The organism is Maribacter aquimaris (assembly GCF_014596745.1).
Taxonomy (GTDB): domain Bacteria; phylum Bacteroidota; class Bacteroidia; order Flavobacteriales; family Flavobacteriaceae; genus Maribacter_A; species Maribacter_A aquimaris.
Genome location: NZ_JABTCF010000006.1, coordinates 242015 through 253058 on the forward strand (window position 1 = coordinate 242015; position 11044 = coordinate 253058).

Consider the following 11044-nt stretch of genomic DNA (forward strand, 5'->3'; position numbering starts at 1 on the left):
GAAAAAGCATGCAATTTTTAGACCATTTCAAACCAGAACTTACCATTGAATCACCGGGCAGGATAAACATAATCGGAGAGCATACGGATTATAATATGGGTTTTGTACTCCCCACAGCCATAGAAAAGAAAATCACCTTCCAGTTTCAAAAAAACGGCTCGGACAAAACCTGCCATGTGTACAGCAAAGGCTATGATACCGGTTTTGAGTTGTCGTTGGATGCCATTGCGATAAGCAAGGTGGAATGGGAAAATTACATTTTGGGAGTACTGAACGAAATTTCCAAACGAACCGATAAACTCCGGGGATTCGATTGTGTCTTGGAGAGCCATGTCCCCATTGGTTCTGGGGTTAGTTCCTCCGCTGCCCTGGAATGTGGTCTGGCCTTTGGCCTTAATGAAATGTTCGACCTTGGGTTAAGCCGAATGGATATCGTAGAGCTATCGCAAGCCGCCGAACATACCTATGCGGGCACCAAATGTGGCATTATGGATCAATTTGCCTCGGTAATGAGTAAAGAAGGACACGTAATTCTATTGGATTGTGAATCCTTGGAGTATTCCTATATTCCCATCCATATACAACCCTATAAGATCCTCCTCCTGAACACCAATGTCTCCCACAACCTGGCGTCTGGGGAATACAATAAAAGAAGGGCGCAGTGTGAAGCGGGGGTTACCGCCTTGCAAAAGCGCCATCCAGAAGTCAAATCGTTACGAAATGCATCCATGGAAATGTTGGATGCCGTTAAGGATACTATCGATACTACGGTCTATGAACGCTGTGCCTATGTCATTCAAGAAAAAACCAGGGTTTTGGAAGCCGTTGAGGCCCTTAAAGCCAATAATCTCAAACGGGTGGGTGAACTACTCTATGAAACCCATGACGGACTGAGCCATCTTTACGAAGTAAGCTGTCCCGAACTTGATTTTTTGGTTGAATTCTCAAAAAACAACGATGCTGTCTTGGGAGCCCGGATGATGGGTGGTGGTTTTGGGGGTTGTACCATTAATCTGATTCACGAGGATGCCATCGAAGATTTTGTGGCAGCGGCAGCCAAAGCCTATGAACAAGCCTACAACCTTAAACTAACATGGTTCGAGGCCAGTCCAAGCCAAGGAACATCGATTTTAAAATAAACATATGACTACTGAATTCAACGAAAACCCGCATAGAAGGTTCAATATTTTAACAGGGGAATGGATTTTGGTCTCACCCCATAGGACCAAAAGACCCTGGCAGGGAAAGACCGAGAAACAATCCTTGGAGACCAAACCCAAGTACGACCCCAACTGCTATTTATGTCCGACCAATGGAAGAATGGGGGGTGCGGTAAACCCCGATTATAAAAAGCCCTTCTCTTTCGTCAATGATTTTTCCGCCCTTTTAAAAGATGTAAAGGAAGAAAAATATGAAAACGGATTGCTGTATGCCGAATCCGAATCGGGCATTTGCAAGGTCGTTTGCTTTTCCCCGGACCACTCCCTTACCCTACCTTTAATGTCAAGGGAAGAAATTACCGATGTCATTTCCCTATGGCAACAAGAGTATAAAGAACTTGGGGCCATGGATGGGATCAACCATGTACAGATCTTTGAGAACAAAGGGGATATCATGGGATGTAGCAATCCGCATCCCCATGGACAAATATGGGCGCAACGGAGTATTCCGCAAGAGGTACAGAAAAAATCGGATCGGTTATTGGACTATTGGAACAAACACCAAAAAAGTATCTTGGAAGATTACATTGCCCAAGAGCTAAAATTGGATGAACGTATTATTCTTCAAAACGAGCATTTTGTCTCTTTGATCCCATATTGGGCCGTCTGGCCATATGAAACCATGATAGTCCCTAAAAGGAAGATCGGGCATATTGGGGAACTTTCCGATGAGGAGAAAAAGGCATTTGCCGAGATATTGCGAAAAACCACGATTCGATTGGACAATATTTTCGAAACGTCATTCCCCTATTCGGCAGGAATACACCAAGCCCCTACAGACGGCAAGGAACATCCCGAATGGCATTTCCACATGTCCTTTTATCCACCTTTACTACGTTCGGCAACGGTGAAAAAGTTCATGGTCGGGTATGAAATGTTCGCCAACCCACAAAGGGATATTACGGCCGAACAAGCAGCGAATACAATCAAGGAATTATCCGACGTGCATTATTCGAAGCAATAAGGAAAGACAAGCAGAGGTCTTTACAAAAACTTACTTTTTAAATCAAGACCCTGACGTACCATACGTTGGGGTTTTTGATTCTATTCCCAAGAACTACCTCAATATCAAAAAAACCGATCAAGAACAATTTCCGGGTATTTAGATATTTATGCAAATAATCGAGTTAACCTAAATAGGAAGAATTCTGTATTTCTAACGCCTCTGAACGGGGTTCTAAAGAAGGAACGGCCTATTTTTGATTTCGTTTTAAATCAAGTGGTTTCCGCATTGGGCGGGGGAATCCGTCCATAGAGCATTTCACTTTAGTGAAAGCGGCCTGGACGGTGTGGCCGCGGAAAGTGCGTGGATTTAAAGAAATTTAAAATCAGCCTAGCGTTTTTTGCTTCTTTTTTATTCATCGGCATGTCTATTGTTTTTTAGCGGTATTCATGAATGCTATGCATTTGAGGCAATGCAAAAAAGAACAGAACACGAACTGCGGGATAGTTTATGCTTTCTTTTTCTAATTCACACCCAACTTTTGGGATTGATCCAAAATAAGCGCTTGGTATCCAGTGTATCCCAAAAAGGCTTTTATAACACTGCCAATAGGCCATTCAGGCCATGCCATCACTTTACATAGGACTCGGGATTATCCGTATGCAGGGGCACATACTTCTGTATCATATAGGGGGTAATCGCATCCAATGTTTTCCCGGTTACGGGATGAAGTCCGGGTGCCGTAAAATATTCTATTTCCCCTTCCTTGGTTTTATGGTACCAAATTAGGGGCCGTTGGTTTACTTCGGAAAAAAACGGGGTTGCCATGGTCACCTCAACTTTCTTAAAGTTCATGATTTTCGATTTGTCGTAAGGCACTACGGCCATGCCATTGACCCGAGAGGGTTGCGTACTACAAGGGACTTCCTCATAATGCGTTGCTACCCATGTCATGCATTTCGGTTCTTGGTTGATCCGCACCAAGGATGTGATGACAAACACTATCAAGGTCATACCGAGCAAGTACAGGATCCATTTCATTTGAACGCCACCTTTTCCAGGTGATCCCTGCTCCGACCCATTATTGGGAAACGCATTCTTACTCACATAATCGGCATAGTGTTCGTAGCCCAAATAAACACATAAAAAATCCACACTATCTGAATTTGGGGCCCATTTTTCCCCATCCCCTTTTTCCTCATCCCCGTTGATATATTTATCATAGGCCCTTTCCAGGGTTTTGGAGCTGAGTCCCGTAGCCTCGCTTACATACTTGGACAACGCATATCGGGAATGCGAAACGCATCCGAATTTTGCCTTATCGAATACCCTGCGAACAATTTCTTCAATCCTAGTTTCGTCCATCGCCCTAAAAGTACAAATTTCCCACCGACAAATTTACACAACAAGCGCCCTAAAGCGCTGGATTCATTGGTGTCTAAAAACTGTCTAAAACAAGTCGGGTACCTGTCTGCAATACCGCCACCCCCTTCCCTTTACTTTGTTCATCGAATGGTTATAGCGATGCATTGCTAACATCGCAATTCCAGGAAAACCATTCGTTCGGAAATCGACGATGCGGCCAGGGTTTGGCCCGATCGGGAAGTTGGTCAGGACCTGCCGCATTTCGATTTCCACTTCCCGAACCGGAAGGGATATCCCTTCACATTCCATAGCGATAGATCATCGCGGAAATCACTGAATAATAACCCGGACAGCCATAGGTATGCCCGATTTTAAATCAATAATCATGAAAAAAGTCCTTATAGCCGTAATGGTCGTAGTATTGAACACCTTCTTGTTTTCTTGCAACCCCGATTCCGTAGCCGAGTCAGATGCCCTGTATACTGTACAGGCCACCGAGGGTGATGATAGTGACATTCCACCCCCACCCCCAGAGGAGTTGTAGGAAGAACCTCTATTTATTTGGGCTATACCATTGGGGTATAGCCCTTTTTTGAATACTTTTAACGCAAAAGTATTTTCTTGAAAAGGTTTCTGATTTTAATTAGCATCACACTGTTTGTTTCCTGTTCAACAAAACATAGGGACCCTACGGCAAGAACAGGAACAACAAACGATAGCGTTCTTTATTATTATACGATCGCCAAGGATAGGAACAATCCCTTGACCCAGCGGCACAATGCCGTGAACAAGGCTTTTCGTTTTTTAAAGGAGGACCAAAAGGACACGTTGTATTTCCCGGTCCTCTATCAAAAAAGCTTTATTCACTTTACCGCAAAGGAATACGATAGCCTTCTGGTTTTCAACGACCTTTTGATCGGTCAGCCTTCGAAAAACGAGGACAATGACATCCTGGCCCGGCAGCACTATTTAATGGCTTACTATTATGATCATATCGCCTACAAACCCAAAAAGGCATTTCACCATTACAACAACTCCAAAAACTATAAAAAACGCATTAACGATAGCAGTTGGATAGGTAAAACCCTGTGTAATATGGCGATCATCCAAAAGAACCACAACGATTTTTTTGGCAGTAAGGAAACCATTACCGAAGCCTTGCACTATTTGGATGCCAAAAAGGATTCCAAATACATTTCCTCCTCCTATAATGTCCTAGCCACGGATCACAGGAAATTATTGAATTACGAGGAAGCGATCAAATACCATCTCAAGGCCATTGCCACCACCGAATCGGACAGGGACCGTCCTTTATACCAAAACAACTTGGCCGCTACCTATATCGATGACCATAAATACCAAGAGGCCCTTACCCTGCTCAAAGAGATCACCAAAGATTCGACCCTACGGCGGAACAAGCCAGAATATGCCCGCGTGCTCGACAATCTCGCCTATGCCCAATGGTTGACGAATAAAAAGGTAAAGGAGGAAGCCTTTCTTCATCCGTTGGACATCCGTAAGAAGAACAGGGACCGCAGGGGACAAATCGCCAGTTATACCCATTTGGGGGAATATTATATAAAGCGTAACCCCATAAAGGCAAAGGCCTATTTCGATTCGGTCATCCAACTATCGAAAACCTTGAATATCCCTAGGGCGGAAAAGGATGCCCTAAAACATTTAATGCGCCTCGCCCCCACGAATGTGGCCCTCCGGGATCGCTATGTTTTTCTCCAAGACAGTCTCTATGCCCAGGAACTGAAGGTAAAAACCCAATTTGCCAAATACAAGTACGATGACACCTTAAAACAAGAATCCATTCTGCAGTTGGAAAAGGAAAATGCCGAGCGTGCCCTGGAAGTAGCCAAGCAGCGCAACCAAAAGATCATTTCATATGCCACTTTGGGGCTGCTCGTATTGGCCTCCGGTTTTATAGGGTATTTTTTAATGCAACGCACCCGGCGTATCCAACAGCAAAATAAAATCGCCGTCTTGGAAGCCACCTATGCAACCGAAGCGGCGCTTTCCCGAAAATTGCATGATGATTTTGGCGGCAAATTGAACCACGCCATGATGTTGCTCCAAAATGGGGCGGATTCGAATGAAGTTCTCGATATCGTAGAGGTATTGTACAACCAAAGCAGGAATTTTTCGAGAAAAATCAACGATGTGGATACCGGACCCCATTTTAAGGATCTGTTATTCGGCATGTTGGGAACCTATTGCAAAAACACCAAATTATATGTTACGGGAAGTAAGGAAGTCAACTGGGACAAAATATCGGGAACCTCCAAAAAGACCCTGTACAAGGTATTTCAGGAGTTAATGACCAACATGCAAAAACACAGCTCGGCCACCATGGTTTCCATAGATTTCGAACAATCGAAGAAGGCCCTTGGGGTAGCCTATGTAGATAATGGGGTCGGCGCTTCAAAAGCGGACATACAAAATAAAAATGGATTATGGAATACGGAAAAGCGTATTGTAGCCATAAATGGAAGCATTAATTTTGAATCTGAGAAGGGAAATGGTTTTAAGGCCCATATCAAAATTCCGAATTAAAGTGTACAGACCATGTTTAAAAAAATACTGATTGCCGAAGATTTTCAAGACACCAACAAAGGCATAAAGGATGCCTTGGAAGACCGATTGCAAATTGAAAACATCCAAGAAGAGTTGTATTGTGACAAAGCCTATAACCGGTTTAAGGTAGCCCATACCAATGGGGAGCCTTATGATCTTTTGATCACCGACCTCTCGTTTAGGGAAAGCCATATAGACCGCAGGCTTACCTCGGGACCGGAACTTATAAAAGCTGTTCGCAGGGTTGATCCCGAGATCAAGATCATCGTGAACTCCATGATCGACAACCCCGCGGAAATAAACCCCTTGTTCACCGAGCATAGGATCAACGGCTATGTATGCAAAGGCCGCAATAGCCTCAACGAGTTGATCACCGCCATACAGGAAGCAGGACAGAACCGCACCTTTGTATCGCCCCAGATCAACCTCAACACTGCCAATAATGTTATTGAGATGGACAAGTACGACCTAATGATCCTCAAAGACCTCGCTAACGGATTGACCAAAAAAGAGATTTCCAAAAAGCTGAAGAAGAAAAACATCTCCCCCAATAGCGAAAGTACCATCGATAAAAAAATGAGTCGGTTGTTCGATGAATTCGAAGTCAAGAACACCCACCACCTTATCGCCAAACTTATCAAACAGGGTCGATTATAACATCCGTCTAGATTTTTTTGGATACTTTTTTCAGCGATGGGAAAAAGTATTTCCCGGCCTTCTTACTAAAAAGATAATTGTGAAATTCATCAATTAGGCAAGCCAGGCCTTTTTTCAATGATGTCGCGATTCGTAACTGACCGACTTCATTCATTCCTAAGAAAACGTGTTTGGATCCATGTATATTGACCTGCACCCCTAAAACCCAAACCGTATATAAACCGGTAAATGATCGGACAGTTTTCTGGCAGCCTCCAACCCATCACAAAAGCGTACAAAATCGATGACACCACTTTTGGTCTTTCGAATTTCCTTCGAGTAGAAAATATTGTCAATGGCATGGTTGAGGTAGTTGGTACCATCACATACTTTTTTAAGCGTTGTTTTTTGGTTGGTGATCGCGGCCTTGAATCCCTGGGCCTTAAAACCATCGAATAACGATTGGGACTCCTCCATGTTGAAATCGCCTGCTAAGACCATAGGCGAAGTGATGTTTGCCATGACATACCCGGTCAGGGCGTTTATTTCGCCCTCTGGGTTTTTGTTATAAGGCCTGGAATGGAAATTGACCAAGGTCAGTTTCTTACCGTCGACAAATACGTCCAACAGAAAAGGTTCCCGGTCAATAAGGGTATCCAATGCGTTGATCAAATATCCCCTATTCTTGATTTTTATGTGTTTTGTCTTCCAGATATAGGCATAGCGTTCGGTCACGTATTTGGGACTGTTCGTGGGGTTGCTGATCACATAGTCCCACTTGCTTCCCTTTCGGTTGAGCACGTCGTTCAATCGGGCCACCGCCTGGGCACCCCCATAGCCGGACACGACCTCTTGGATTATCAGAATATCGGCATCGCGGACCATCTCGGCCATTTGTTCCAATTCAGCTGCATTCTTGGTTTTCCCAAAGTCCTGGATGTTCCAGGAAACCAGTTGTATTTCCCGGTTTTGGGAAAAGACTCCCAATGATAAAAAGAGAAATACCCACAAAAATAATTTTCGAAACATCATAGCGGTTTTAGAACATGGCAAATGTAGGTAAAGTACGGGGTCCTGGATTACGGAAAACCGTAACGGCTGCCTGTTTTCCCGAATACGCTCAAGGTATGGAATACGTTTGTCGATGATCACCGGTCGATCACATCCGATAGGGTTCTTGGGAAATCCATTTACGTTTTTTTTTAATTCCCTTACGGAAAACCGTAAGGAATTGTCATTTTATGGTCATAATTTTAGGCTGTTGAATCATAAATATCGCCATGAAAAGACATTTTTTCTTATTTGTGCTCTTTATACTGCTCCTCTCCTGCACTTCCCCGATGGAACGGAAATTCAATAAGGAAACGTCCAAGGCGGACATTGAGGCGCTAAGGGAAGAGCTCGATTCCGCAGCGTTCATGCTCCTAGCCGGATCCTTGGTGCGGTTGCAATTGGAGGAAGTTCCTTTGGAAACCATGACCTATGCCGAAATATTGGAGAACGGTAAAAAGTGGCAGGCAGCAGAGGCCGAAAATCGAAAAAAGGAAATCGGCAGTCGCATCGATAGGCGCCGTAATTACCCGAACGAATAACCAAATACAAACCCATAACCCTACCCATGAAAAAACCAATCCTATTACTAACGATTTTATTTCTATTGCTACCTAAACACAACCATGCCCAAGACAATGGCGCCGTGGTCGCTGGCGCTGTTGGTGCCTTGGCGGCCATAGGCGTTGGTGTCGCGGCCGTAGGGCAGATGAAGGAAAGTGGCATAAAAATGCAATGGTTCAATACCCAAACCCTAAAAAATATTCTAAATCAATGTTTAACCTAAAATCAATTAAAATGATTAGAAAATCAATCAAGATGATGGCCGTATTATTTGCCTCATCATTTTTATTAACCTCTTGCTATTCGTATACCAGTGTTGTAGGGCAAGGAGCCCAAGGGTATAACCAAACCACGAAATGGAACCATTATGTAATCTATGGTTTGGCTCCCGTTGGTGTTTCTGACTCCAAACAAATGGCCGACGGAGCCGAAAATTATACGGTACATACCAGACAGTCTTTCGTAAACGGACTAGTTTCCGCGTTGACCTTTGGAATTTATACCCCAACTACTACTACGGTAACCAAATAGCCATACTCAAAGAGGGTTTGCTTAAACACAGCAAACCCTCTTTTTACTACTATTATGATAAAAACAATATTTTATATTTCGGTCGGTATTTCAATACTATTATTTGTAAATATCATGGATATTCTGATCTCTGATCTGGATAGACTTACCAATTACGGGTATGGGTATTTGGTAGGGCAAATACTGTTACTCCTTATCTTTGTTTCAATAACCTTAATGACTAAAAAACACCTGTTTAAATCCAGGAAATAGTGCTTTTTGAATTTTAATTTTTTACTTTAGATACAAACCTATCGCGACAAAAACTTTAAAGTATTAAAACCCAATAGATCAGTACCCGTAAAAGAAATAAACGTACCATGATACGATTTTTGGCATGAATTAAAGAAAACAAACATAAATGGAAAATAACGACTCTAAGGTTTTAAACCTTTACCCAATCGATTACCCTTTTGAAACTTTAGTTGGAAGAGTAAATGCTGAACCTCCAAAATTAATCTTAGACCCCGATTTTCAAAGAAAGTACAAATGGGATAAAGAAGGTTGGGAGCGTGCTTCTCGCTTCATTGAATCTTGTTTAATGAGAATACCATTACCAGCATGTTACTTTGCTGAAACTGATGATGGAAAACAACTTGTAATTGATGGAGTGCAGAGAATTACAACTATCAATAAATTCTTCAAGGATGAATTTGCTTTAGAAGGTCTGTCGACATTTAAGGAACTCGAGGGGAAAAAGTTCTCCGAGATTGGAGAATACCAAAATGAATTAGAAAGCACCACTATAAGGTGCATTATTCTTAGGAAAGAAAATCCAAAACACCTTATTCAGGAAATTTTTTCACGCCTTAATCAAGGAGCTGTAAGCCTCTCAAATCAAGAGATAAGACATGCAATATACCAAGGTAAATTAGATGGTTTACTTTCAGAATTGGCTAAGAAAGATATAATAAAGGACTTTGGAATTGGCCAAAATAGCGAGAGAGAAAAAAATAGTCTCGAAGGAGAAGAACAGATTTTGAGATTTTTTGCGTTGCAAGAAGACTTAAGTGATTACCAAGATAAACTAAATAAGTTCCTAGACAATTACATGGAACAAAACCAGAATCCATCTGACAAAAAAATAACTGAATTAAGAAGATTGTTTAATTCATCAATTGAACGTGTACTTAATGTATTTGGCGATGAATCATTCATAGATATCAACAAGGATAGGAAAAGACAAAGCATGGTTTATTATGACTTATTAATGTGGAGTTTTTCAGATAAGACGGATGAATATATTGAATCAAATAAAGAGCAAATTAGAACACGATTCAAACAATTATGTGCTGATGTTGAACTCCAAAGAACTTTATCCGGTGGACTTCAGAATAAATCATCAATTCTAAAAAGAAGGGAATTATGGGCAAAGAAATTATCTGAAATTGATGACTGATTCAAACATATATTCCGACTATAAAAGTCAATTGGGGAAGTTAAAAGAGGTAGTAAAGAAAACCAATGCAAATAGTGTTGCAGAATCTCCTGATCCTTATTTTGAAGAGAATATCAATTTTTTCACAAAATCGTTTTTGGTAACTATTTGCGCCTACCTCGAGTCTTTTATAAAGGATATCACATTTTCTTGCATTGAAAATATAAATGCAAGAATTAAATCGACTGAGATACCACATAACCTCATTCTTTGGGACTTAAACTACGATAAAGAAATAAAGGATAAGTCCTATAGTTTTAAGAATCTGAGAGTACGTATTAAGAAAAAGGATTTGGACGATCACATTTCGGGAAGTCCATTCAGAACAATAAAGCTCTTCAGAAATATAGGGGTTGACCTTGAATCGAATGATGACTTCAACACTGTCAAGGAGAAAATAAATATGATAGTTGTCAAAAGAAACAAAATCCTACATCACAACGATGATGCTTCGGATATTTCATTTTCTGATGTCCTTCAATACATAAAAGATATTGACAAATACATGAAAATACTAGACGATTGTATTGAAGAAATAAAAAAATAACTCATGCCAATAACTAAGCATATGGCGCGCCGATAGGCTAGCGCTATATGACGTGTTGACTGATCCGGGGTTTGGGATAAGGGGGAATACGAGAGGTTTGCCTAGCCCTTGGCAAAGAAGAAGGTTGT

At 41.8% G+C, this 11044-nt stretch carries 12 protein-coding genes; 10 read left to right on the forward strand and 2 right to left on the reverse strand.

Going from position 1 to position 11044, the window contains the following annotated elements:
* Window positions 1-8: 8 nt before the first annotated feature.
* Both galK and HPE56_RS11710 read left to right on the forward strand, forming a co-directional pair.
* The gene (galK, locus tag HPE56_RS11705; RefSeq protein ID WP_188243943.1) at window positions 9-1139 is read left to right on the forward strand and encodes a galactokinase; all 1131 of its coding nucleotides are present in this window, start codon (window positions 9-11) and stop codon (window positions 1137-1139) included.
* A 4-nt stretch (window positions 1140-1143) separates the two neighbouring features.
* Window positions 1144-2184: a UDP-glucose--hexose-1-phosphate uridylyltransferase gene (locus HPE56_RS11710; RefSeq protein WP_188243944.1), complete on the forward strand. Its 1041-nt coding sequence runs from the start codon at window positions 1144-1146 to the stop codon at window positions 2182-2184.
* A gap of 609 nt (window positions 2185-2793) precedes the next feature.
* Here HPE56_RS11710 and HPE56_RS11715 read toward each other — a convergent pair.
* Complete coding sequence (locus tag HPE56_RS11715; protein ID WP_188243945.1) at window positions 2794-3528, reverse strand: hypothetical protein; 735 nt, start codon at window positions 3526-3528, stop codon at window positions 2794-2796.
* Between the two features lie 385 nt (window positions 3529-3913).
* Between HPE56_RS11715 and HPE56_RS11720 the strand changes: the two genes are divergently transcribed.
* The 3 genes from HPE56_RS11720 (at window position 3914) to HPE56_RS11730 (ending at window position 6768) form a co-directional block, all read left to right on the forward strand.
* Complete coding sequence (locus HPE56_RS11720; RefSeq protein ID WP_188243946.1) at window positions 3914-4072, forward strand: hypothetical protein; 159 nt, start codon at window positions 3914-3916, stop codon at window positions 4070-4072.
* Window positions 4073-4149: 77 nt separating this feature from the next.
* On the forward strand, window positions 4150-6090 hold the full coding sequence (locus tag HPE56_RS11725; protein WP_188243947.1) for a tetratricopeptide repeat-containing sensor histidine kinase: 1941 nt from the start codon (window positions 4150-4152) through the stop codon (window positions 6088-6090).
* Between the two features lie 12 nt (window positions 6091-6102).
* Window positions 6103-6768 (forward strand): response regulator transcription factor, encoded by a 666-nt coding sequence (locus HPE56_RS11730; RefSeq protein WP_188243948.1) that lies wholly within the window; start codon window positions 6103-6105, stop codon window positions 6766-6768.
* A 198-nt stretch (window positions 6769-6966) separates the two neighbouring features.
* Here HPE56_RS11730 and HPE56_RS11735 read toward each other — a convergent pair whose 3' ends face one another.
* Window positions 6967-7776, reverse strand: coding sequence for an endonuclease/exonuclease/phosphatase family protein (locus HPE56_RS11735; protein ID WP_188243949.1), 810 nt, complete (start codon window positions 7774-7776; stop codon window positions 6967-6969).
* Between the two features lie 251 nt (window positions 7777-8027).
* Between HPE56_RS11735 and HPE56_RS11740 the strand changes: the two genes are divergently transcribed.
* The 5 genes from HPE56_RS11740 (at window position 8028) to HPE56_RS11760 (ending at window position 10916) form a co-directional block, all read left to right on the forward strand.
* Window positions 8028-8339 carry a hypothetical protein gene (locus HPE56_RS11740; RefSeq protein ID WP_188243950.1) on the forward strand — a complete coding sequence of 104 codons (312 nt, stop codon included), beginning with the start codon at window positions 8028-8030 and terminating at the stop codon, window positions 8337-8339.
* Window positions 8340-8365: 26 nt separating this feature from the next.
* Window positions 8366-8584 carry a hypothetical protein gene (locus HPE56_RS11745; protein ID WP_188243951.1) on the forward strand — a complete coding sequence of 73 codons (219 nt, stop codon included), beginning with the start codon at window positions 8366-8368 and terminating at the stop codon, window positions 8582-8584.
* Between the two features lie 11 nt (window positions 8585-8595).
* On the forward strand, window positions 8596-8892 hold the full coding sequence (locus HPE56_RS11750; protein ID WP_188243952.1) for a Bor family protein: 297 nt from the start codon (window positions 8596-8598) through the stop codon (window positions 8890-8892).
* Between the two features lie 400 nt (window positions 8893-9292).
* Window positions 9293-10330 carry a DUF262 domain-containing protein gene (locus HPE56_RS11755; protein ID WP_188243953.1) on the forward strand — a complete coding sequence of 346 codons (1038 nt, stop codon included), beginning with the start codon at window positions 9293-9295 and terminating at the stop codon, window positions 10328-10330.
* Window positions 10323-10916, forward strand: coding sequence for a HEPN domain-containing protein (locus tag HPE56_RS11760; protein WP_188243954.1), 594 nt, complete (start codon window positions 10323-10325; stop codon window positions 10914-10916). Before HPE56_RS11755 ends, HPE56_RS11760 begins: the two co-directional genes overlap by 8 nt.
* The last annotated feature ends 128 nt before the right edge of the window (window positions 10917-11044 follow it).